The following is a 20,857-nucleotide window of genomic DNA, read 5'->3' as shown; positions in this document are numbered from 1 at the left end:
AGCATGCCCATCCGATCCGGAACCAGCCGCCGCATGGCCCTCGCCCTTGGCCTTGCCCTGGCCAGCACCACCGCCGGCACCTTCGCCTGGGCCCAGGCCCCCTACCCCAACAAGCCGATCAAGCTGATCGTGCCCTTCCCTCCGGGCGGCGGCACCGACCTGCTGGCGCGCACCGTGGCCCAGAAACTGTCCGACACGCTCAAGTGGACGGTCATCATCGACAACCGCCCCGGCGCCGGCGGCAACATCGGCGTCGATGCTGTGGCCAAGTCCGCGCCCGACGGCTACACCCTGGTGATGGGCCAGACCAGCAACCTCGCGGTCAACCCGACGCTCTATCCCAAGCTGCCCTACGACCCGCTGAAGGACCTGGTGCCGGTGGTGCTGGTGGCCTCCTCGCCGATCGCGATCGTCGTGCCGCCGCAGTCCCGCTACAAGAGCTTTGCCGACATCGTGGCCGCGGCCAAGGCCAAGCCGGACGCGCTGACCCTGGGCTTCTCCGGCAACGGCACGGTGGCCCACCTTTCGGGCGAACAGGTGAAGAAAGCCGCCGGCATCCAGATGCAGAACGTGCCCTACAAGGGCGCGGCCCAGGCCATGACCGACGTGATGAGCGGCCAGGTCGACATCTACATGTCCTCGGTCCCCACGCTGCTCGGCCACGTCAACAACGGCAAGCTGCGCGCGATTGCGGTGACCTCGGCCACACGCTCCAGCGAACTGCCGCAGACGCCCACGCTGGCGGAATCCGGCTACCCGGGCTTCGACGCCTCGACCTGGTTCGGCATCCTGGCTCCGGCCGGCACGCCCGCGGCCATCGTGAAGACGCTCAACACCGAGATCAACAAGGTGCTCAAGCAGCCCGACGTGGCCGCCAAGCTCAAGTCCGAAGGCGGCGACGTCCTGGGCGGCAGCACCGAACAGTTCGGGGCCCTGCTCAAGACCGACATCGTGCGCTGGGGGCAGATCGTGCGGGATTCGGGCGCGCGCATCGACTAACCCCCAGGCTACGCACTTCGTGTCTTCGCCAACCCCCTTGCAGGGGGCAACACCTGCGGCCTGGCAAAGCCAGTTCCGCGGTGTTTTGGGGATGGACCGGGGTTGACTCATGTCACCGAACCAAATCAACGCCTCTTTCGCGGTGCCGTTTTCGGCCGGCACTGAGCGGCCGAAAACGGCGCTGCCAGCCGGCGCGTGCGACTGCCACATGCATGTCTACGACGGTCGCTATCCAAGCGCGCCGGGCGCCAAGCTGCTGCCGCCGGATGCCTCGGTAGCCGACTACCGGTTGCTGCAGCGGCGCATTGGCACTTCGCGCACGGTGCTGGTTACGCCGTCCACCTACGGCAGCGACAACCGCTGCATGCTGAATGGGCTGGCGGCGCTGGGGGCGCAGGCGCGTGGCGTGGCGGTGATGGATGGCCGCGAGAGCGATGCCGAGCTGCGCCGGCTCGATGCACTGGGCGTGCGCGGCATCCGCTGCAACCTGTCGCTGGGCGTGGCCAACACGGTCGACATGCTGGAGCCCCTGGCGCAGCGCATAGCCGAGCTGGGCTGGCACCTGCAACTGCTGATGGCGCCTGAGCTGCTGGCCGGCCTGGGGGACACGCTGCGGCGCCTGCCGGTGCCGCTGGTGTTCGACCACCTGGGCCGCATCAATCCCTCACAGGCTGGGCGCCACCCGGCCCACGCACTGCTGCTGGAGCTGCTGGGGCAGGGCCGCGCCTGGATCAAGCTGTCCGGCGGCTACATCGTGAGCAGCACGCATTCGGTCGAAGACCCTGACCTGGATGCACTGGCCCGCAGCTATCTGAACGTGGCCCCCGAGCGCGTGCTGTGGGGCAGCGACTGGCCGCATGCCACGGCCTCCGCCGGCGTGCAGCCGCTGCCCGACGACGCGCGGCAGATTGACCGGCTCGCGCAATGGGCCGGCAGCAGCGCCGTGCTGCAACGCGTGCAGGTGGACAACCCGCAGGCGCTCTACGGATTTCCCCCGCTCCCTTCATCAGAGACATCACCATGAGCACACTTCCCTCCCCGCTGCGCCGCCGCCTGCTGGCGGGCGCCTGCGGCCTGCTGGCCACCGGCTCCGCGCTGGCGCAGGGCGACTGGCCCAGCGGCCGCGTCATCACCTGGGTCGTGCCCTACCCGCCGGGCGGCAGCACCGACGTGCTGGGCCGCAACGTGGCGCAGCGCATCGGCACGGCGCTGGGCACCAACGTCATCGTCGACAACAAGGCCGGTGCCACCGGCACCATCGGCGCGGCCTACGTTGCCAAGGCGGCGCCGGACGGCTACACGCTGCTGGGCACCTCCATCGGCCCGCAGGCCATTGCGCCGCACCTGATGGGTAAGCTGCCGTATGACCCGATCGCGGGCTTCGAGCCGGTGATCACCATCGGCACCATTCCGCACATCCTGGTGGTGGGCGCCAGGCAGCCCTACCGCACGGTGGCCGACCTGGTCGCCGCGGCCAAGGCGGCGCCTGGCACGCTGGCCTTTGCCTCGGGCGGCAACGGCACCATCCTGCAGATGCAGGGCGAGCTGCTCAAGCAGCAGACCGGCACCCAGTTCATCCACGTGCCCTACAAGGGCGACACGCCGGCGCTGCAGGACACGCTGGCCGAGCAGGTCAACTTCATGTTCGCCCCCGCCGCCGCGGCGCTGCCGCACGTGCAGGCCGGCAAGCTGCGGGCGCTGGCCGTGACTTCGGCCGCACGCCTGAAGGCCCTGCCCGACGTGCCCACCATGGGCGAGGCCGGCATGAAGGACTTCGTGGTCGAGCAATGGCAGGCCGTGTTCGCGCCCGCCAAGACGCCCGCCCCCATCGTGCAGCGGCTGAACGCAGAGATCGCCAAGTCGCTGACAGACCCCGCCATCGTGGCCCTGGCCGACAAGCTCGGCGTGACCCTGGTCGGCGGCACGCCGCGCCAGCTGGGCGACCTGCAGAAGGCCGATTCGGCCAAGTGGGCCAAGGTCATCCGCGACGGAAACATCAAGGCCGAGTGATTCCGCCCTCCCATCCCAACCACGCACTCACCACAGACACCATGAGCAATCTCCCCGACATCATCCGTGACATCGATCGCGTTTGCGCCGACGTCGTCGCCAAGGCCGGCACCTTCCAGGCCGCCATCCTGGCCGACGTCGCCGGCCGGCGCGGCACCATGCATGGCCGCGTGGCGCCGGTGCACCATGGCATGCGGCTGGCCGGCCCCGCCTTCACCGTGGAAGTGCGCCCCGGCGACAACCTGATGATCCATGCCGCGATCGCACTGGCCAGGCCCGGCGACGTGATCGTCGTCGACGGCAAGGGCGACCAGACCGCCGCGCTGATGGGCACGCTGATGCTCAGCGCCTGCAAGAAGCTCGGCATCGCCGGCGTGGTGGTCGATGCCGCCATCCGCGACCGCGCCGAGCTGCTGGAACTGGGCCTGCCGGTCTTCAGCGCCGGCTTCAACCCGGCCGGCCCGACCAAGCTCGCGCCCGGCCGCATCAACCACCCGATCTCCGCCGGCGGCACCGTCGTCAATCCCGGCGACCTGATCGTGGCCGACGCCGACGGCGTGGTGGTCATCGAGCGCGAGAAGGCGTCCGCCATGCTCGCGCTGGCCGACAAGAAGGTGGCCGACGAGGCCGCCCGCCTCGACGCCATCGCACGCGGCGACACCGCGTCGAAGTGGCTGCCCGCCGCCCTGCGCGCCGCCGGCGTGCTGAAGGAAGGCGAAGCACTGTGAGCAGCATCGTCGTCACGGGCGCCGACCTGGCGCAGCAGGCGCTCGACCTGCTCAAGGACTACGAGATCGTCTACGCCGGCAGGACGCCGACCGAAGCCGACCTGGTGGCGCTGTGCCGCGCGCACGACCCGGTGGCGATCATCGTGCGCTACGGCAAGGTCGGCGCCGCGGTGATGGACGCCGCGCCTTCGCTGCGCGTGATCTCCAAGCACGGCAGCGGCACCGACACCATCGACAAGGCCGCGGCCCGGGCGCGCGGCATCGAGGTGGTGGCCGCCGTCGGCGCCAATGCCGCGGCCGTGGCCGAGCAGGCGCTGGCGCTGCTGCTGGCCTGCGCCAAGTCGGTGGTGCCGCTCGACGCACGCATGCACGCCGGCCACTGGGACAAGGCCACGCACAAGAGCCTGGAGCTGGGCGGCCGCACCATCGGCCTGGTGGGCCTGGGCGCCATCGGCCTGCGCTTTGCGCGCATGGCCGATGCACTGGGCATGCGCGTGATCGGCTTCGACCCATTCGCGCAGAACCTGCCCCCCTATGTGCAGGCCGTGGATCTGGAGACGGTCTGGCGCGAATCCGACGCGATCTCGCTGCACTGTCCGCTGACCGATGACAACCGCGGCATGCTCAATGCCCACACGCTGGCGCGGTGCAAGCGCGGCGTGATCGTGGTCAACACCGCGCGCGGCGGCCTCATCGACGAGGCGGCGCTGCTGGCAGCCGTGCGCTCGGGCCAGGTGATGGCCGCGGGCCTGGACAGCTTCGCGGTCGAGCCCATGACGGCCGGCCACCCTTTCCAGGGCGAGCCGCGCTTCGTGCTGAGTCCGCACATCGGCGGCGTCACCAGCGACGCCTACGTGAACATGGGCGTCGCCGCCGCGAACAACCTGCTGGGCGTGCTGGCTCGCCAGCCGGCCACGGCTGGGGCCTGAACACTGCGCGGGGCGCACGTTGCGGCAACGGCCACTACCATCGCTGCTGCATGAAAAAAATCAGCGACGCCCTCCTGCCCACCGTCCTGGACCTGCTGCTCGACGCCGTCTGCGTCGTCGATGCACAGGGCTTCTTCGTCTTCGTGAGCGCCGCGGGTGAACGCATTTTCGGCTACCCACCGCACGAGATGGTGGGCCAGCCCATGCTCGGCTTCGTCTACGCCGAGGACCGCGCCCGTACGCTGCAGGCCGTGGATGAGATCCTGGCCGGCACGCACCAGCCCCACTTCGAAAACCGCTACCTGCGCAAGGACGGGCGCGTCGCCCACATCATGTGGTCGGCCCACTGGTCGGAGGCGCAGCAGTTGCGCGTGGCCGTGGCGCGCGACGTCACGCAGCGCAGGCGCGACGAATCCATGCGCTCGGCGCTGTATGCCATTTCCGAAGCGGCCCACTCCGCCGGGGACCTGCTCGCCCTGTTCGAACGCATCCACCGCGTCATCGGGGGCCTGCTGACCACGGCCAACTTCTTCATTGCCTTGCATGACGGGACCACCGGCGAGCTGACCGTGCCCTACCGCGCCCACGAGGGCGACACCGCGCCCGGCCCGCGGCAGCCGCAAGCCGACGCCCTCTGCGCCCAGGTCATCCGCAGCGGGCAGGCGCTGCTGCTGACGCCCGGCGGCACGGCCGCGCCCGGGCAGTCGCTCCAGTCCGGCCCCGCGGACGATCTGCCGAACTGGCTGGGCGTGCCGCTCAAAGGCCAGCAGGGCACCATCGGCGCACTGGTGGTGCAAAGCGGCGCGGGCGTGGCGCGCTACACCGGGGGGGATGTGGAACTGCTGCAGTTCGTGTCGCTGCAGGTCGCCGCGGCCATCGAGCGCAAGCAGTCGGAGGCGCGCCTGCGGCACGCCGCCTGCCATGACCCGCTGACGGACCTGCCCAACCGCAGCGTGCTGCACGAGCGCCTGCAGGCGGCGCTCGTGCAGGCCCGGCAGAACGGCGCGCGGCTGTCGCTGCTCTACCTCGACCTGGACCGCTTCAAGCCGGTCAACGACCGGCTCGGCCACGCCGCCGGCGATCTGCTGCTGCAGCAGGCCGCGCGCCGCCTGCAGCGCTGCCTGCGCGAGTCCGATACGGTCGGCCGCATCGGCGGCGACGAATTCCTGGTGCTGCTCGTCGGTCTGCACCGGATGGAGCAGGCCCTGCAGGTGGCCGAGAAAATCCGCGCGGCCCTCGGCGAACCCTTCGATCTGGCCGGAGAGCCGGTACGGATATCGCCCAGCATCGGCATGGCGCTGTATCCCGAGCACGGCGTGGACGAGCGGCAGCTGATGCTGCAGGCCGACCAGGCCATGTACCAGGCCAAGCGGCAGGGAGGCAACCGGGTGCAACTGGCGGCGCCCGCAGTTCCGGCCATCAGTTGACGCTCAATTGACGCTCAGGAGCCGCGGGACCGCGCCAGTGCGATGGCGGCCTGAATCGCCGCCCGGGCCTGCGGACTGTTCTTCCAGCAGGAGGAACCCACGATCTCCGACGCCCTGGACACGATGTCCAGCGCGTTGGCCTTGCCCAATTGCGCGAGCGATATGAAGCCCATCTGCTCCAGCCGTGCCACGACCGTGGGGCCCACGCCCTTGACGCCCAGCAGCGCGGCGCGCTCTTCCAATGAAAAACCCATGCATTCTCCTTGTGACGTTGAATTTCATGCAGGCGCGCAGGCGGCCTCTGCCTGCATGCCCCGCAGCACTCCGGGTTCGAACCATTCGTCCACCCCGCGCGCCAGCCCATCGAGCACGCTGTCCAGCGTCGGCACGCCGGTGCCGAACAGCGCCTGCAGCACGGCGCCGTCCTCGAACAGGCCGTGCAGGTAGACACCGAGCACGTTGCCGCGCTGGTTGCGCCAGGCCAGCCCGTCGGGCATGGCGGCGTGCGCCAGGTCGCCGGCGGCGGCCATCGCGGGGTGCTGGGCGGTCTGTCCGTGGTGGATCTCGTAGCCCTGCACCGCCACCCCCGAGAGCGCGCTCCAGGCGCCGCCGAGCGCGCCAAACGCAGTGCGCACCGGGCGCACGGTCTTGGCTGGCTCGAACACGGTGACCAGCGGCAGCAGGCCCAGGCCGGGCGCGTTGCCGTCGATGCCGTGCGGATCGACCAGCGCCTCTCCCAGCATCTGCAGGCCGCCGCAGACGCCCAGCACCCGGCCGCCCGCGGCGGCGTGGGCGTTGATGGCCTGGTCCAGGCCCTGTGCGCGCAGCCAGGCCAGGTCGGCCGCCGTGGCCTTGGAGCCGGGCAGCACGATCCAGTCGGCGCCCTGCAGCTCTGCCGGGCTGCGCACCCATTGCAGGCGCACGCCGGGCATGTTCTTGAGCGGCTGGAATTCGTCCAGGTTGCTGATGCGCGGATAGGCGACGACGGCAATGCGGGTGTGGACCACGCCGCCGCCGCTGCTCGCACGCTCATCGAACAGGCCGTCCTCTTCGGGCAGGCCGTGCCGCCACTGCATGGGGATGACGGCCACCGTGGGCACCCCGGTGAGCTGCTGCAGCATCTCGGGGCCGGGCGCCAGCAGCGCGGCGTCGCCCCGGAACTTGTTGAGCACGAAGCCCTTGAGGTGGGCGCGCTCGTCCTGCGGCAGCAGCGCCCAGGTGCCGTACAGGTGGGCAAAGGCGCCGCCGCGGTCGATGTCGGCCACCAGCAGGCAATCGGCATGGACATGGCGCGCCACGCGCATGTTGACGACGTCGCTGGCGTGCAGGTTGATCTCGGCCGGCGAGCCCGCGCCTTCGATGACGACGACGTCGTTCTCCTCGCGCAGCGCGTCCAGCGCCTGCGCGATCACGGGCCAGACGCGCGCGCTGCGGCCGCGCCAGGGCAGGCGCGACAGCTCATCGCTGACCTGGCCCAGCAGCACGACCTGGCTGCGGGTGTCGGCCTCGGGCTTGAGCAGCAGCGGGTTCATGCGCACGTCGGGCACGGCACGCGCGGCCAGCGCCTGGAAGTACTGGGCGCTGCCGATCTCGCCGTAGACGCCGCCCGGGCCGGCGACCACGCGCGCGTTGTTGCTCATGTTCTGCGCCTTGAAGGGCGCGACCTTGCAGCCCTGGTCGGCATACCAGCGGCACAGCGCGGTGGCCAGCCAGCTCTTGCCCGCACCGCTGGTGGTGCCTAGCACCATCACGCAGCGCGCCGTCATGGCGGGGCCGCGCCATCCGCGGGCGGCGGCGTGGCCCAGTCGTCGTAGTACAGGAAGGCATGGCAGCTCCTGGCCCAGTGCCGGTTGGTGGACTTGCGCGTGCCGATGCCCACCAGGCTGCGGCCGGCGGCCTTGATGCGGTGCGACACCGGCATGAAGTCGCTGTCGCCGCCGACCACCACCACGGTGCCGATGTGCGCGTGGCGCTGCAGGTCGTCCACCGCGTCCAGGCACAGCTGGATGTCGGCGCCGTTCTTGGCCGAGGCGCCCGGCGGGAACAGTTGCACCAGCTCCATCGAGGCCTGCAGCAGCGCGTCGCGGTAGCGGCCGAAGAACTGCCAGTTGCAGTAGGCGCGATGGATGGCGATGGGCCCGAAGGCGGCCACGCGCTCCAGCACGGCCGGCACGTCCACCAGCGGCTCCTGCAGCCGGAAGCGCCCGTCGGGCCGGCCATAGGCGCCCTCGCCGTAGCGCTCCTCGAACAGGCTGGCGTGCAGGTTCTCGAAGTCCCAGTACAGGGCTACGGAGCGGGGGTTGTCGCTGTCGGCCTGGGCCACGTCGGACTTTCTGCGAATGGAAAGCCTGATCTTACGGCGCGCCCTCCGCCCGCAGCGCCGCCGCCAGCGCGGCCTGCCCCTGCGGCGGCAGCACCCCCAGGCGCACGTGGCCCGGCAGGCCGAAGGAGGCGGCGTCGCGCAGCCGGACGCCGGCCCGGCGCAGCCGCCGCAGCAGCGGCGCCGTCCCACCGCCCGGCACCCGGGCGCAGAAGAAGTTGGCTTCGCTGGGCAGGCAGGTCCAGCCAAAACCGGTGCACAGCGCCTGCTGCTGCGCCTTCCATGAGCGCAGCGTGGCCAGGCTCTGCGCCAGCCAGGCCGCCACGGCAGGCTCGCACCAGGCCTGCAGCAGGGCCACGCCGTGCGCGCCCAGCGGCCAGGACGGGGCCAGCCGCTCCAGTGCGGCGGCCTCGCCCCCGCCGCCCTCGGGCGCCACCAGGTAGGCGGCGCGCACGCCCGTCAGGCCCAGCGCCTTGTTCGGGCTCCAGAGCTGCCAGACCGGCTCCAGCGCGGCGCGGCTCCACGGGTCCGCGCCGCTCAGACGCAGGGGCGCGTAGGCGCGGTCGAGCACGCGCAGGCCGCCGGGCCCGGGCGGGTCGGGCTGGCCGAGCGGGCTGGACGGGTCGCACTGCCAGCGCAGCACGGCGCCCTCCCCTGGGCCAGGCTCGACGTCCAGGCCCCAGGCCTGGGCCGCATGCGCATAGTCGCCATAGGCATGCGCCGGCAGCGCCACCCGGCGCAGGCCGCGCTGCGCGGCGCGGGCCGTGAGGCGGAAGATGGCTTCGCTGGCGCTGGCCGCCAGCACGATGCGCGCGGGCGCCACGCCGTGGCGCGCGGCCAGGCGCTCGCGCAGCGCCTGGTAGGCCGGGTCGGGGTAGCGGGTGGCATCGGCTGCCTGTACCCGCGCCAGCGCCTGCGGGCAGGGGCCGCAGGCATTGGCATTGGTCGAGAAGTCGAATGGCGCGGCGCCCGCGGCGTCGGGGCCGCCGTGCGCGCGGCGCGGGAGCGCGGCCCCGCTCACGGCCACCATGCGCGGCTCATCACTATCAAAACAATAGCTAACACCCCAGGTATTACATGGGCTACAACCACTTTTGATGCATATTTCCCGGCACGGGCGACGTCGCCGGCATCCGGCTCGCGCGCCGCCGGGTTGAGCACATAGACCCCGGGCTTGCCCAGGCGCACGCCCAGCCGCAGCGCCATGGCGCCCATGGGCCAGCCGCCGTTGGGCGAGGCGGTGCGGCGCGCCTCGGCCGGCAGCGCGCGCCATGCGGCAGCGGGGGCGCCCAGCAGCAACAGCGCGGCCGTGATGCGCGCGGGCAGCCAGGACAGCAGGTCGTCCGCCCAGGCGGCCCACTTGCCGGCCCATTCCCAGCGGCCGCGGTAGCCCCACATGGCGTCGGCGGTGTTGGCGAAGCGGTAGAGCGCGGCGCCGGGCAGGCCCAGCAGCACGAACCAGAACAGCGGCGCGAGCACCGAGTCGTTGAGGTTCTCCGCCAGCGTCTCGATGGCGCTTTCGCGCACCTCGGCCGCCGACAGCGCGCTCACGTCGCGGCTGACCAGCCGCGCGAGCCGGGCGCGGCCGGCAGCCAGCGATTGCGCCAGCGCGGCTTCGACCGCCGCCACTTCCTCGCGCAGCATGCGCCAGGCGAGCAGGGGCTTGAGCAGCAGTGCCAGCAGCGGCAGCGCCACCCAGCCAGGCAGCCGCGACACCCCCTGCTGCACCACGGCCGCCACGCACCAGACGGTCGCGGCGCCCGCCCACCAGGCCAGCGCGCCGAGCAGCAGGCGCCGGTAGTCGGGCGACGGCGGCACGCTGCCGGCGGCCGGCGCGATGCGGCGCCCGGCACGGCCCAGGTAGTGCCCGATCCACACCACCGGGTGCCAGGCCGCGCGCGGCTCGCCCCACAGGCGGTCCACCAGCAGTGCCAGCGGCGGCACCAGCGCCATCCAGGCGCCGGCCGGCAGCAGGCCGTTCACGATGCCAGCGTCCCGGCGCCGGGGCTGCCTGCCGCGGGCTGCCGGCGCTCCGGCAGGCCCGGCCGCAGCGCCTGCCAGGCGGCCGCGAGCACGCCCAGGCACAGCCCCAGGCCCAGCAGCGATAGGCCCAGCACCACGCCGTGGCACAGCCCGGCGCGCGCCCACGGCGGCACCTCCGTCAGGCCGTGCAGGCCGGGGTAGCGCCAGCGCGGCAAGGCTGCGGGCGCAGGGCTGTTCAGCAGCACGCGGGCCGAGGCCGGGTCGGCGTAGGCGCGCGCGCCGTCGGCCCAGTCGGCGCGCCACGCCGGCAGCGGCCGCTCCTGCTGGCGGCAGATCCAGGCGCGATGGCAGAGGTAGTACTGCTCGTCATAGGCGTCGAGGCGGCGCAGCGAGGGGGCGCCGGACTGCGGGCGCAGCGCGCTCAGCGCCCGCGCCACCGTGGCCTCGGGCAGCACCGGCAAGGGCTCCAGGGAGGCGCCGGCATCGGCCCGCAGCAGCATCTGCCGCCGTCCTGCCTCGCGCAGCAGGTACCAGGCCTGGCCGGCCACCTGCAGCAGGTCGAGTTCGCGCACCGCGATGCCGCGCAACTGCGCCTGCGCCAATGCCCGGCTGGGGTCGAGCGTGGCCTCGGCGGACGGCATCGCGCGCGCCAGAGGCGTCGCCCCGAAGTCCTGCTCCATGTCCAGCGACCCCGTGAACATCCAACTGAGCGCGCAGGCCACGGCCACCAGCCCGGCGAGCTGGTACCAGCGCAGGCCGGCCCGCGCGGGAATCCAGCCGAGCCGGTACAGCAGGAACTGGCCCAGGCCCAGAGCCAGAGTGGCGGCGGCCAGCAGCAGCCCGACGACCATCTGGTGCCAGGGCCGCGCCGGCGACCGCGGCACGGTGGGGTCGAGCCAATGCGGCGCGCTGCCCAGCCGGGACCAGAAGCGCTCGGCCAAGCGCGTGCTGCGCACCACCTCGGCCGCGCCGACGGAGACGTACAGTTGCAGGCCGTCGTCACCGTCGAGCGTGACCTTGACCAGCGGCCGGTAGGGATCGAGCTCCGGGGAGCGGGTCCAGGGATCGCTGTCGAGCCAGTCCGTCTGCAGCATGCGCCGGCCGCTGAAGGCCTCGGCCACCGCGGCGGCCTGGGATTCGGACAGGGGCGGCAGCGCGGCGGCGCTGCGCGCATCGAGCACCGTCCAGCGCGGCGCATCGTCACTGCCCGGCTCGCGGACCAGCAGGCGCCACACCGGCACGCCGCCGTGCAGGCTCAGGCGGCCCTCGGTGGCCAGCAGGCCGGCGCGCCGGGCGGCCTGCTGCGCGGTCAGGCAGCAGCCGGGCAGCGCCTGCAACGGCGGCAGCGCGGTCAGGCGCTCGGCCAGGACCGACGCGCCGAAAGGCACGAAGTGCAGCACCAGGCCGCCCACCATCCAGGCCAGCAGCAGCAAGGCCAGGACCACGCCCAGCATCTGGTGCAGGCTGACCACGACCTTCTTCATACCCATATGCGCTGCGGTTGCCTTCGGAAAAAACGCGGGCAGCGAGGCGGCTCAGTCCTCGATGCCCCGCTGTGCGGGAATGCCGGCCTTGAACGCATGCTTGATCATCTGCATCTCGGTCACGGTGTCGGCCAGCGCGATTATCTCGGGCGGGCAGCGGCGTCCGGTCAGCATTACGTGGACGTCGCGGGGGCGCTCGCGCAGGGTCTCCAGCACCGCCGGCAGCGGCAGCCAGCCGTAGATCAGCGGATAGGTGATCTCGTCGAGCACCACCAGGAAGTATGCGCCCGAGAGGATCGCCGCGCGCGCCCGCGCCCAGCCCTCGCGCGCCAGTTGCGCGCTGCGCTCCAGGTCCTGGCTCTTCCAGCTGAAGCCGTCGCCCAGCCCCTCGATCGGGATGCCGATCTGCTCGAACATGCGGTGCTCGCCGAAGCGCGCGCTCGGCACTTTCATGAACTGGTAGATCTTCACGGCCTTGCCGCGGCCATGCGCCCTCAGCGCCAGGCCGAAGGCGGCCGTGCTCTTGCCCTTGCCGTCGCCGGTGTTCACCAGCACCAGGCCGCGGCGCTCGCCCTCGGGCTTCTCGTAGGGCTTGACGGAGGGCGGGGTTTCGATCTGCATGGGGTGTCCTCGGATGTTTCAGGGGCGCGGCAGCGCCACCCACTGGCCCTGCACGGCCAGGATGGCGATGCGGTTCTGGAACACCGCCTCCAGCGCGCGGTGCGTGGCGGCGTCGGCGGCGGCGCCGGCATGCGCCACGCGCCCGGCCTGCAGCACCACCACCTCGTCGGCCTGCAGCGCGAAACCGATCTCGTGCAGCACGCTGACGACGGTGCCGCCCGCATCCACGCGCCGGCGCACGGCGGCCAGCCAGTCGGCCTGGTGCGGCGGGTCGAGATTGGCCAGGGGTTCGTCCATCAGCAGCACCGGCGCCTCCACCGCCAGCGCGCGCGCCAGCAGCACGCGCTGGCGCTCGCCGCCGGAGAGCTCGCCCAGCGCGCGATCGCGCCAGTCCCAGGCGTGCGTTGCGCGCAGCGCGCGCTCCACCGCCGCATGGTCGGCCGGGCCCGGCGGCGCCAGCCAGGGCCGGTGCGGCAGCCGGCCGAGCATGGCGACGTCGTAGGCGTTCAGGTCGTCCGCGCCGCCCTCGCCCTGGCCGAGCCAGGCCACCTCGCGCGCGCGCGCGCTGCCAGGCCACTGCGCCAGCGGCCGGCCCTGCAGCGCGACCGCGCCGCCGCTGCAGGGCACCAGCCCCGCCAGCAGCTTGAGCAGCGTGGATTTGCCCGCGCCGTTGGGGCCGACGATGCTGGTCCAGCGGCCGGCGGGCAGCGCCAGGTCGATGCCGTGCAGCACCTCGGCCCGGCCCAGCCGCGCCTGCACGGCGCGCGCCTGCAGCGCGGCCGCGCGCATCAGGATGCCCTCGACAGGATCGGGAACAGCTTGCCGAGCCCGTCGGCCATCACCTCGACCGCGAGCGCGGCCAGGATCAGGCCCATCAGCCGCGTCATGATGTTGATGCCGGTCTTGCCGAGTACGCGCGCAATCGGCTGCGCCAGCGAGAAGGCGAGCGCGGTCGCCAGCGCCACCACGACGCCATAGCCGACCAGCAGCGCCAGCTCCCACAGGTGCTGCGCCTTGTCGGCATAGATCACCACGGTCGAGATCGCGGCCGGGCCGGTGAGCAGCGGGATGGTCAGCGGCACCACCGCGATGGAGGCGCCCATCGAGGCCTTCACCTCGGTGGCGCGCAGCTCGTCGGCGTTGGTCTGGCTCTCGGCCGGCTTGGCGTTGAGCATGGACATGGAGCTCATCAGCAGCAGCATGCCGCCGCCGACCTGGAAACTGGCGATGGAGATGCCGAAGAAGGACAGCAGCTGCAGCCCGAGCAGCGCGCTGACCGCGATGACCACGAACGCGCTGAAGGCCGACATGCGCACCGTGCGGCGGCGCTGCGCGTCGCTGTAGCCCTGGGTGTAGTGGATGAAGAAGGGCACGATGGCCAGCGGGTTGACGATGGCCACCAGCGTGACCAGCGGCTTGATCAGATCCATCGATGTACTCATGGGCGCATACCTTAACTGACCCGCGCCCCGCTGCGCGCCATGCCGCGCCGGTGCATCAGCCACAGCAGGTAGCCGCCGCCCAGCAGCGCGGTGAGCACGCCCACCGGCAGTTCCTGCGGCGCCAGCAGCCAGCGCGCGAGCAGGTCGGCGGCCATCAGCAGCGCGCCGCCCATGCCGGCCGACAGCAGCAGCAGCGCGCCATGGGTGGAGCGCAGCAGCGGCCGCACCAGGTGCGGCGCGGCCAGGCCGACGAAGGCGATCAGCCCGGCCTGCGCCACCGCCGTGGCGGTGGCCAGCGCCAGCACCGCCACCAGCGCGGCGCGCAGGCGCGGCAGCGGCAGCCCCAGGCTGGCGGCCGTGGCCTCGCCCAGGCTCAGGCCGTCGAGCACCGGCGCCAGCAGCCAGGATGCGCCCGCGCACAGCGCCAGCACCAGCGCCATCAGCGCGACCGCCTGCCAGCCCAGGAAGCTGGTGCTGCCCAGCGTGAAGCCCTGCATGGACTGCAGGATCTCCGGCGCCGCCAGCGTGACCAGGTCCTTGGCCGCGCCCAGCACCACGCCGACGATGACGCCGCCCAGCAGCAGCCGCAGCGTGTGCTGCGCGCCGCGCGCCAGGGCCAGCGTGAGCATCACCGCCAGCACCGCGCCGGCAAAGGCCGCGCCGGTGATGCCCACCTGCAGCCACCAGCCGCTGGCCATGGCCGCGGCCGGCGACAGCCCGGCCGCCAGCAGCGCCAGCGCGGCCCCCAGCGACGCACCCGAGCCGCTGCCCAGCAGGTACGGGTCGGCCAGCGGATTGCGGAACAGGCCCTGCGCCACCGCGCCGGCCAGCCCGAGCAGCGCGCCGACGATCCAGCCGCCGACGGTGCGCGGCAGGCGGATGTCGCGCACGATCTGCCAGGCGACCGGGTCTTCGCGCATCGCGCGCAGGCTGTCCAGGCCGGTGCTGCCCACCGCCGCGCCCAGCGCCAGCAGCACCAGGGCCAGCACGAACAGGGCGCTGCCCAGCAGCGCGGCGCGGCGGCGGGTGCGCGGCATCATGCTAGGGCGCCTTCTCGGCGATGCACTGCGCCATCAGCCGCGCCGCCTCGGCCATGCGCGGCCCGGGGCGCACCACCACGTCGGAGTCCTCCGGCCCGAACACGCAGATGCGCTGCTCGCGGATCGCGCGCATGCCGCCCCAGCCCGGGTAGGGCACGGCGGCCTGCATGCTGCGGTTGCCGATCATGATCACATCGGGGTGGGCGCGCACCACGAACTCCGGGTTGAGCCGCGGAAACGGACCGAGCGCCGCCGGCACCACGTTGCGCACGCCCAGGCGCGAGAGCGTCTCGCCGATGAAGGACGATTCGCCCGCCGCATACGGCCCGCGGCTCACCTCGAAATACACCCGCGCCTGCCGCGCGCGCGGCGGCAGCGACTGCGCCGCGGCCTGCACGCCGGCATCGATCACGCGCCAGAGCTGCGCCGCGCGCTCGTCCGGCAGCTCCAGCAGTTGCGCCAGCTTCGACAGCACGCGGCGCACGTCGGCATGGGTCTTGGGTTCGAGCGCGAGCACCTTCACGCCCAGCGCCTCCAGCCGTTCGCTGGCGCGCGAGGACGTGGCCAGCAGCACCACGTCGGGCTGGAGCGCGACGATGGCCTCGATGTTGGGGTCCAGGCCGCCGCCCACCACCGGCAGCCGGCGCACGCTCTCGGGCCAGTTGGAATAGCGGTCCACGCCCACCAGGCGCTGGCACTGCTCCAGCGCGCAGACGCTTTCGGTGAGCGAGGGCAGCAGGCTCACGATGCGCTGCGGGCCGTGCTCGAACCGCAGCGCGCGGCCGCGGTCATCGCGGACGCTGAGCGCCCGCGCGGCGGCGGCGTGCAGGCACAGCGCCAGCAGCAGCCAGCGCAGAGCGGTTTTCATGGAGCATCGTCCTTCAAGACGAGCGGCAGCCCGGCCGCCATCAGCGTCACGCGCCGGCAGGCCGCGGCCACGCGCTGGTTGGTCTGGCCCAGCATGTCGACGAAGGCGCGCACCTCGCGCCCCATCGGCACCACCCCCAGGCCGATCTCGTTGGAGACCAGCACCAGCGGGCCCCTTGCCTGCCCTATTGCTACCAAAAGCATAGCTACATGCCCAGGTATCACCTGGGCTTCAGGCACTTTTTCTTCAGATTCTGGGTGCAGGGGCATCATCAGGTTGGTCAGCCACAGCGTGAGGCAGTCCACCACCAGCAGCGTATGCGGGTAATCATGCGCCGCAATGGCTTCGGCCAGGCGGCGCGGCGCCTCGACCGTCGCCATGCGCGGCAGGCGCTCGGCGCGGTCCTGGCGGTGGCGTTCGATGCGCAGGCGCATTTCCTCGTCCCAGGGCTGGGCCGTGGCGATGAACACCGCCCGGCGCCCGGGCGACGCCGCCAGCCAGGCCTCGGCGCGTTGCTCGGCACGGCGCGACTTGCCACTCTTCTGACCGCCCAGCACCAGTTCGCTCGCAGGGTTCACGTCCGTCGTCCAAGGCGCGCGCGCCCTGCCTACTGCGGCATCCACTTCAGGCTGACGAAGGCGACGCGGCCCGGGGTGGCGTAGTTGCGGGCCAGCTGGTAGTCCTTGTCGGCCAGGTTGTCGATGCGCGCCTGCAGCGTGAAGTCGCGCGACAGGCGCGTGCTGGCGTACAGGCCGAGCAGCGCATAGCCGCCCAGGCGCTGCGTATTGGCGGCGTTGTCGAATCGGCTGGCGGAGAACTGCGCCTCGGCGCCCACCGTCCAGCCGGCGATGCGCGTGTCCGCGCCCAGCGTGCCGTGCCGGCGTGCGCGGCGCGCCAGCAGTTTGTCGGTCGCCAGGTCGCGCGGGTCCTGGAAGTCCAGCGAGCCGCGCAGCGCGACGTCGCCCAGGCGCTGCTCGCCCGAGAAGGTCACACCCTTGTACTCGGCCCGCGCCACGTTCGCATAGCAGCCGAACGGAGATGGGCAGGCGCCGGCGCCGGCGAAGGTGATGACGTTGCTCACGCGGTTGCGGTAGGCGACCACGCCGGCGCTGCTGCCGCCCTGGCTCCAGCGCAGGCCGGCCTCCAGGTTGCGGCTGCTCTCCGGCTGCAGCGTGGCCACGCCGTAGTCGCTGAAGCGCTGGTACAGCGTGGGCGCGCGGAAGGCGGTGCCGGCCGACGCGGTGGCGCGCCAGTTCGGCGCAAAGGCGAAGCCGTAGGCCGCGCTGCCGGTGGTCTTGCCGCCGAACTCGCTGTCCTTGTCGTGCCGCGCATTGAGCTGCAGCGTGTGCGCCCCCTGCGTGAAGCCATAGCCCAGCGCCAGACCGTCCTGATGCCGGCCGCGGTCGATGGGCGCGTTCTTCAGGTGGTCCTCGCGCCGCTCCAGGGCCGCCGTCACCAGATGCGCGCCGAAGCGCAATTCGTTCTGGAACAGGTAGCCGCGCAGGTCGGTGAGGGTCAGGTACGGCGAGGGCGTGGTCTGGTAGCGGCTGCTGGAATCGGTGACCTGCACGCGCGTCTTCCAGGCGTCGGTCCACTGCGCGGTCCAGCCCAGGCCGGCGGTGCGCAGCCGGTTCAGGCTGCGGTCGTCGGCCTTCGGGCTGCTGTCGTACTGCGAGTTGAGGTTGTTGGCCAGCAAGGTGGCGTCGATGCGCTGGCGCGCGTCGATGCGCAGGCCCAGCCTGGTGTTGAAGGAGTTGCTGCGGTAGCCGTCCTTGTCCGGGTTCTGGCCGGCGATCGGGCGGGCATTGAAGCCGGAGCTTTCCTCATGCGCCACGCCCAGCGAGTAGTCGAAGGCGCCGTCCACGCCGCCTGCACCGCTGATGCCGGCTTCCGCGCGCGAGGTGCCGTGGCTGCCGACGCCGATCCCGACGAAAGGCGCGGGCCCGCCCTCGCCCTTGCGGGTGAAGAGCTGGATCACGCCACCGATCGCGTCCGAACCGTACACCGCCGCCGCAGGGCCGCGCAGCACCTCGATGCGGTCGATCTGCGACAGCGGGATCTGCTCCCAGGGCGCCCCGCCGGTGGACTGGGAATCGACGCGCACCCCGTCGATGTAGACCGCCGTGAAGCGCGACTCCGCGCCGCGCAGGAACACGCTGGTGGAAGTGCCCGGGCCGCCGTTGCGCGTGATCTCCACGCCCGGCAGGCGCGCCAGCACGTCGGCCACGCCGGCGGCGCCGCTGCGCTCGATGCTGTCACGGTCGACGATGGACACGTCGGCCACCAGGTCGGACAGCGGCTGGGCCACGCGCGTGGCCGTGACCACGGTCGCGGCAAGTTCGGGCGCGATGGCGGCGTTCTGCGCATGCAGGGGAAATGCGGCGGCCAGGGCCAGGGGCAGCGCGGCGGCGCGCAGGCAGGAAAAACGGGTTCTCATCGGAAAGGAGCAGAGCATGTAAACCCCTGACCGGCCTCCCCGCCAGTCTGTGGGCGTCACGGACGCGCGCAACGTCGCCGGAGCTTGGGCGCGCGCGTCCACCTCGTTGGCCGGTATCCGGGCTGGCGGAATCGACAACCCCCGCCTTCCCAGGCACGTGTTCAGTGCGCCCAGTGGCTGTGTAGGGGGTGCGGAATCTTGCGATTCGTCCGCTGACCGTTGCGGGGGCAGCGCAGGTCAGGCGCCCATCACCGGCGCGCCCTCCTGCTTCCCGTTGAACTGCGCCCTGTGAACCAGGCCGCGAGCACCAACGGGCAGGATTGTAGGCGCACCTTGCCGCCTGTTCCGAGAACCATTGCACACTCCAGCGGCAGGCCGAATGCATCAAACCATGGCAGACACCTACAATCTGCCGGCCTATGCCCAGCCCCGCAACCGTCGACCAGGTCGCTGAACGCGTCGAGCGCCTCTTGCTGCGCCATGCGGAGCTGCAGCGCACCAACCAGTTGCTGGCGCAGCAGGTGGCGGCCCTGACCCAGGAACGGGACTCGCTCAAGTCGCGTCTGCGCGCGGCCCGCGCCCGCATCGACGCGCTGCTGGAGCGGCTTCCGGCCGACCTCATCGCTCCGGCACCCGGCCCCGGCAACGACACATGAAGCAGCTCGAAGTACAGATCATGGGGCAAAGCTACCTGCTGGGCTGCCCCGAGGGCGGTGAAGCGCGGCTGCGCGCCGCGGTCGAGCGCGTGGATGCCACCATGCAGCGCATCCGCGACGCCGGCAAGGTACGCGCCCGGGACCGCATCGCGGTGCTGGCCGCGCTCAACCTGGCATTCGACGTGGCCGACCGGGCACAGGCGCCACCGTCCATCACCCCGGCCGCGGCGCCTCCGGGCGACGACGAGGACGGCGCGCGCTGGACCCAACTGCTGCGCCGCCTGGACGATGCGCTGGGCGACGGGCGGCTGCTCTAGGGCAACGCTGAACAAGCCCCTCGCGTGTCGCGCATCCCTGCTGTGGGCGGTCTGCGGCGTTGCAAATCCTCGCCATAGCTGCGGCTATGGCTGCGGTTTGCGCCTTGCATCCCATCCCACACCAGGGCGCGCGCCACCACGCGGACTTATTCAGCGTTGCCCTAGGTCATGCAGCCAGACGGCTCTACAATGGAGCCGTCTGCGGTGCTCGCCGGGCTTTATATTTCCTTGAACCAATGCTCACTGAGCACGGGCTTGGTACATTGCCTGGCAAGCGTGATCATCTCGCGTCAGATGAACCCAATGCTTGGTTGCCCTCGCCCACCTGAACCCCCGGTTCAGGATGCCGGTCCGGTGGCATTCGCAGACGCCTATTCCCAACGCCGTGCCGGTCACCGACCCGCACGGCGTTGTTCTCATTGCGCCATGAACGGCCGCACCTGCATGCGCTCCGTCAGGACATCGGCCGGCAGGCCGGGAGCGCACAGGAACCCCTGGAACAGCTCGCACCCCAGCGCCTGCAGGCAGTCGTGCTGGGCCTGCGTCTCCACGCCTTCGGCCACCATCTGGAAGCGCAGCGCGGCGCCCATGCTGGTCATGGCGCTGACGATGGCGCGGTCGCTTTCGTCGTCGGGCAGGCCGCGCACGAAGGACTGGTCGATCTTGAGCCGATGGATCGGGAAACGCTTGAGGTAGGCCAGGCTGGAGTAGCCGGTGCCGAAATCATCGATGGCCAGCCGCACGCCCAGCGCCGCCAGCGCGTGCAGTCGCTCAAGCGCCTCGTCCGCCCCCTGCAGCAGGATGGACTCGGTGAGCTCCAGCTCCAGCAATGACGGAGCAAGGCTCGACGCATCGATGGCCGCTGCCACGCGATCCACGAAGTCCGCCTGTCGGAACTGCAGCGCCGAGACGTTGACCGACACCGGCACCGCCTGGCCGGCGCGCTGCCAGACCGCGGCCTGGCGCACCGCCTCCTCCAGCACCCAGGCGCCGATGGACACGATGAAGCCGGACTCCTCTGCCAGAGGAATGAAAACGCCCGGGGAGATGGCGCCCAGTTCTGGGTCGGTCCAGCGGATCAGCGCCTCGACGCCGACCAGTTCGCCGCTGCCTATGTGGATCTGCGGCTGGTAGTGCAGCATGAAGCGCTTTTCCTCCATGGCCTGCCGCATCGCATGGTCGAGCTTCATGCGCGCCAGCAGGTTGGAGTTCATCTGCGGCTGGTAGAAACGGTAGCTGCCGCGACCGTGCTCCTTGACCCTGAACATCGCGGTGTCGGCGTGCCGCACCAGGTCGTCCAGCGTGGAGCCGTCCTGCGGGTACAGGGCCAGGCCGATGCTGCAACTGATCGAGAAGTGCATGTCGTCCAGCTCGAACGGCTGGCCCATGGCTTCAAGTATGCGGCGCGCCACCACCTCCGCCGAGGCGGCGTCGGCGTGGTGGAGATGGATCACGAACTCGTCACCTCCGAGCCGGCACAGCGTGTCGGCCAGCCGCAGGCAGCCCTCGATGCGCTCGGCCACCTTCACCAGCACCCGGTCGCCGAACTGGTGTCCGAGCGAATCGTTGATGTTCTTGAAGCGGTCCAGGTCCAGG

At 71.8% G+C, this 20,857-nt stretch carries 22 protein-coding genes, 1 other RNA gene and 1 riboswitch; of the genes, 9 read left to right on the top strand and 14 right to left on the bottom strand.

Going from position 1 to position 20,857, the window contains the following annotated elements; genetic code table 11:
• Positions 1 to 3 precede the first annotated feature (3 nt).
• From JHD63_RS07430 to JHD63_RS07405, 6 genes are all read left to right on the top strand, one after another.
• Complete coding sequence (locus JHD63_RS07430; protein ID WP_198970112.1) at positions 4 to 999, top strand: Bug family tripartite tricarboxylate transporter substrate binding protein; 996 nt, start codon at positions 4 to 6, stop codon at positions 997 to 999.
• 109 nt (positions 1,000 to 1,108) lie between these two features.
• Positions 1,109 to 2,023: an amidohydrolase family protein gene (locus JHD63_RS07425; protein WP_198970111.1), complete on the top strand. Its 915-nt coding sequence runs from the start codon at positions 1,109 to 1,111 to the stop codon at positions 2,021 to 2,023.
• The gene (locus tag JHD63_RS07420) at positions 2,020 to 3,009 is read left to right on the top strand and encodes a Bug family tripartite tricarboxylate transporter substrate binding protein (protein WP_198970110.1); all 990 of its coding nucleotides are present in this window, start codon (positions 2,020 to 2,022) and stop codon (positions 3,007 to 3,009) included. The genes JHD63_RS07425 and JHD63_RS07420 overlap by 4 nt, the downstream gene beginning before the upstream one ends.
• Positions 3,010 to 3,050: 41 nt before the next feature.
• Entirely contained in the window at positions 3,051 to 3,737 is a 687-nt protein-coding gene (locus tag JHD63_RS07415; protein ID WP_198970109.1) for an RraA family protein, read from the top strand.
• Positions 3,734 to 4,666: an NAD(P)-dependent oxidoreductase gene (locus JHD63_RS07410; RefSeq protein ID WP_198970108.1), complete on the top strand. Its 933-nt coding sequence runs from the start codon at positions 3,734 to 3,736 to the stop codon at positions 4,664 to 4,666. Before JHD63_RS07415 ends, JHD63_RS07410 begins: the two co-directional genes overlap by 4 nt.
• Before the next feature lie 50 nt (positions 4,667 to 4,716).
• A complete protein-coding gene (locus JHD63_RS07405) occupies positions 4,717 to 6,093 on the top strand; it encodes a sensor domain-containing protein (RefSeq protein WP_198970107.1) in 1,377 nt (458 codons plus the stop codon).
• Between the two features lie 14 nt (positions 6,094 to 6,107).
• Here JHD63_RS07405 and JHD63_RS07400 read toward each other — a convergent pair whose 3' ends face one another.
• The 13 genes from JHD63_RS07400 to JHD63_RS07340 are packed head-to-tail and all read right to left on the bottom strand — an operon-like array spanning position 6,108 to position 18,288.
• Positions 6,108 to 6,347, bottom strand: a complete 240-nt coding sequence (locus JHD63_RS07400; RefSeq protein WP_198970106.1) for a helix-hairpin-helix domain-containing protein — start codon at positions 6,345 to 6,347, stop codon at positions 6,108 to 6,110.
• 24 nt (positions 6,348 to 6,371) lie between these two features.
• Complete coding sequence (locus JHD63_RS07395; RefSeq protein WP_198970105.1) at positions 6,372 to 7,859, bottom strand: cobyric acid synthase; 1,488 nt, start codon at positions 7,857 to 7,859, stop codon at positions 6,372 to 6,374.
• A complete protein-coding gene (locus JHD63_RS07390; protein WP_198970104.1) occupies positions 7,856 to 8,416 on the bottom strand; it encodes an NYN domain-containing protein in 561 nt (186 codons plus the stop codon). The genes JHD63_RS07395 and JHD63_RS07390 overlap by 4 nt, the downstream gene beginning before the upstream one ends.
• Positions 8,417 to 8,447: 31 nt before the next feature.
• Complete coding sequence (locus JHD63_RS07385; RefSeq protein WP_198970103.1) at positions 8,448 to 9,443, bottom strand: aminotransferase class I/II-fold pyridoxal phosphate-dependent enzyme; 996 nt, start codon at positions 9,441 to 9,443, stop codon at positions 8,448 to 8,450.
• Positions 9,431 to 10,366, bottom strand: a complete 936-nt coding sequence (gene cbiB, locus JHD63_RS07380; protein ID WP_198970135.1) for an adenosylcobinamide-phosphate synthase CbiB — start codon at positions 10,364 to 10,366, stop codon at positions 9,431 to 9,433. The genes JHD63_RS07385 and cbiB overlap by 13 nt, the downstream gene beginning before the upstream one ends.
• 26 nt (positions 10,367 to 10,392) lie before the next feature.
• Complete coding sequence (locus JHD63_RS07375; protein WP_233167758.1) at positions 10,393 to 11,886, bottom strand: hypothetical protein; 1,494 nt, start codon at positions 11,884 to 11,886, stop codon at positions 10,393 to 10,395.
• Positions 11,887 to 11,931: 45 nt separating this feature from the next.
• Positions 11,932 to 12,501, bottom strand: coding sequence for a cob(I)yrinic acid a,c-diamide adenosyltransferase (cobO, locus tag JHD63_RS07370; RefSeq protein ID WP_198970102.1), 570 nt, complete (start codon positions 12,499 to 12,501; stop codon positions 11,932 to 11,934).
• A gap of 18 nt (positions 12,502 to 12,519) precedes the next feature.
• Entirely contained in the window at positions 12,520 to 13,290 is a 771-nt protein-coding gene (locus JHD63_RS07365; protein WP_198970101.1) for an ABC transporter ATP-binding protein, read from the bottom strand.
• Positions 13,290 to 13,943 (bottom strand): MarC family protein, encoded by a 654-nt coding sequence (locus tag JHD63_RS07360; RefSeq protein ID WP_370590415.1) that lies wholly within the window; start codon positions 13,941 to 13,943, stop codon positions 13,290 to 13,292. The genes JHD63_RS07365 and JHD63_RS07360 overlap by 1 nt, the downstream gene beginning before the upstream one ends.
• Before the next feature lie 11 nt (positions 13,944 to 13,954).
• Entirely contained in the window at positions 13,955 to 14,983 is a 1,029-nt protein-coding gene (locus JHD63_RS07355; RefSeq protein ID WP_198970100.1) for a FecCD family ABC transporter permease, read from the bottom strand.
• A gap of 1 nt (position 14,984) precedes the next feature.
• Positions 14,985 to 15,851: an ABC transporter substrate-binding protein gene (locus JHD63_RS07350; RefSeq protein WP_198970099.1), complete on the bottom strand. Its 867-nt coding sequence runs from the start codon at positions 15,849 to 15,851 to the stop codon at positions 14,985 to 14,987.
• Complete coding sequence (locus JHD63_RS07345; RefSeq protein ID WP_198970098.1) at positions 15,848 to 16,429, bottom strand: bifunctional adenosylcobinamide kinase/adenosylcobinamide-phosphate guanylyltransferase; 582 nt, start codon at positions 16,427 to 16,429, stop codon at positions 15,848 to 15,850. Before JHD63_RS07345 ends, JHD63_RS07350 begins: the two co-directional genes overlap by 4 nt.
• 29 nt (positions 16,430 to 16,458) lie before the next feature.
• A complete protein-coding gene (locus JHD63_RS07340; protein ID WP_198970097.1) occupies positions 16,459 to 18,288 on the bottom strand; it encodes a TonB-dependent receptor domain-containing protein in 1,830 nt (609 codons plus the stop codon).
• Between the two features lie 91 nt (positions 18,289 to 18,379).
• Positions 18,380 to 18,615: riboswitch (cobalamin riboswitch) on the bottom strand.
• A gap of 92 nt (positions 18,616 to 18,707) precedes the next feature.
• On the opposite strand from JHD63_RS07340, the gene JHD63_RS07335 reads away from it, so the two are divergent.
• From JHD63_RS07335 to ssrS, 3 genes are all read left to right on the top strand, one after another.
• Complete coding sequence (locus JHD63_RS07335; protein ID WP_198970096.1) at positions 18,708 to 18,944, top strand: cell division protein ZapB; 237 nt, start codon at positions 18,708 to 18,710, stop codon at positions 18,942 to 18,944.
• Complete coding sequence (locus tag JHD63_RS07330) at positions 18,941 to 19,261, top strand: cell division protein ZapA (protein ID WP_198970095.1); 321 nt, start codon at positions 18,941 to 18,943, stop codon at positions 19,259 to 19,261. The genes JHD63_RS07335 and JHD63_RS07330 overlap by 4 nt, the downstream gene beginning before the upstream one ends.
• Positions 19,262 to 19,454: 193 nt before the next feature.
• A non-coding RNA gene (gene ssrS, locus JHD63_RS25270) (6S RNA) lies at positions 19,455 to 19,635 on the top strand.
• 42 nt (positions 19,636 to 19,677) lie between these two features.
• Here ssrS and JHD63_RS07325 read toward each other — a convergent pair.
• Positions 19,678 to 20,857, bottom strand: a 1,180-nt coding sequence (locus JHD63_RS07325) for a putative bifunctional diguanylate cyclase/phosphodiesterase (RefSeq protein WP_198970094.1), incomplete at its 5' end; no start/stop codon positions are given.

This window comes from Xylophilus sp. ASV27 (genome assembly GCF_016428875.1).
In the GTDB taxonomy this organism is placed as follows: Bacteria; Pseudomonadota; Gammaproteobacteria; order Burkholderiales; family Burkholderiaceae_C; genus Xylophilus.
The sequence above is the reverse complement of the archived record's forward strand: the minus strand, read 5'-3'. Positions and strand labels throughout refer to the sequence as shown.

What these genes read in the sequence shown, in the direction of transcription:
- JHD63_RS07430 (WP_198970112.1), top strand. Translation starts at nt 4, where the DNA reads ATGCCCATCCGATCCGGAACCAGCCGCCGCATGGCCCTCGCCCTTGGC.
- JHD63_RS07425 (WP_198970111.1), top strand. Translation starts at nt 1,109, where the DNA reads ATGTCACCGAACCAAATCAACGCCTCTTTCGCGGTGCCGTTTTCGGCC.
- JHD63_RS07420 (WP_198970110.1), top strand. Translation starts at nt 2,020, where the DNA reads ATGAGCACACTTCCCTCCCCGCTGCGCCGCCGCCTGCTGGCGGGCGCC.
- JHD63_RS07415 (WP_198970109.1), top strand. Translation starts at nt 3,051, where the DNA reads ATGAGCAATCTCCCCGACATCATCCGTGACATCGATCGCGTTTGCGCC.
- JHD63_RS07405 (WP_198970107.1), top strand. Translation starts at nt 4,717, where the DNA reads ATGAAAAAAATCAGCGACGCCCTCCTGCCCACCGTCCTGGACCTGCTG.
- JHD63_RS07400 (WP_198970106.1), bottom strand. Translation starts at nt 6,347, where the DNA reads ATGGGTTTTTCATTGGAAGAGCGCGCCGCGCTGCTGGGCGTCAAGGGC.
- JHD63_RS07395 (WP_198970105.1), bottom strand. Translation starts at nt 7,859, where the DNA reads ATGACGGCGCGCTGCGTGATGGTGCTAGGCACCACCAGCGGTGCGGGC.
- JHD63_RS07385 (WP_198970103.1), bottom strand. Translation starts at nt 9,443, where the DNA reads ATGGTGGCCGTGAGCGGGGCCGCGCTCCCGCGCCGCGCGCACGGCGGC.
- cbiB (WP_198970135.1), bottom strand. Translation starts at nt 10,366, where the DNA reads ATGGCGCTGGTGCCGCCGCTGGCACTGCTGGTGGACCGCCTGTGGGGC.
- JHD63_RS07375 (WP_233167758.1), bottom strand. Translation starts at nt 11,886, where the DNA reads ATGGGTATGAAGAAGGTCGTGGTCAGCCTGCACCAGATGCTGGGCGTG.
- cobO (WP_198970102.1), bottom strand. Translation starts at nt 12,501, where the DNA reads ATGCAGATCGAAACCCCGCCCTCCGTCAAGCCCTACGAGAAGCCCGAG.
- JHD63_RS07365 (WP_198970101.1), bottom strand. Translation starts at nt 13,290, where the DNA reads ATGCGCGCGGCCGCGCTGCAGGCGCGCGCCGTGCAGGCGCGGCTGGGC.
- JHD63_RS07360 (WP_370590415.1), bottom strand. Translation starts at nt 13,943, where the DNA reads ATGAGTACATCGATGGATCTGATCAAGCCGCTGGTCACGCTGGTGGCC.
- JHD63_RS07355 (WP_198970100.1), bottom strand. Translation starts at nt 14,983, where the DNA reads ATGATGCCGCGCACCCGCCGCCGCGCCGCGCTGCTGGGCAGCGCCCTG.
- JHD63_RS07350 (WP_198970099.1), bottom strand. Translation starts at nt 15,851, where the DNA reads ATGAAAACCGCTCTGCGCTGGCTGCTGCTGGCGCTGTGCCTGCACGCC.
- JHD63_RS07340 (WP_198970097.1), bottom strand. Translation starts at nt 18,288, where the DNA reads ATGAGAACCCGTTTTTCCTGCCTGCGCGCCGCCGCGCTGCCCCTGGCC.
- JHD63_RS07335 (WP_198970096.1), top strand. Translation starts at nt 18,708, where the DNA reads ATGCCCAGCCCCGCAACCGTCGACCAGGTCGCTGAACGCGTCGAGCGC.
- JHD63_RS07330 (WP_198970095.1), top strand. Translation starts at nt 18,941, where the DNA reads ATGAAGCAGCTCGAAGTACAGATCATGGGGCAAAGCTACCTGCTGGGC.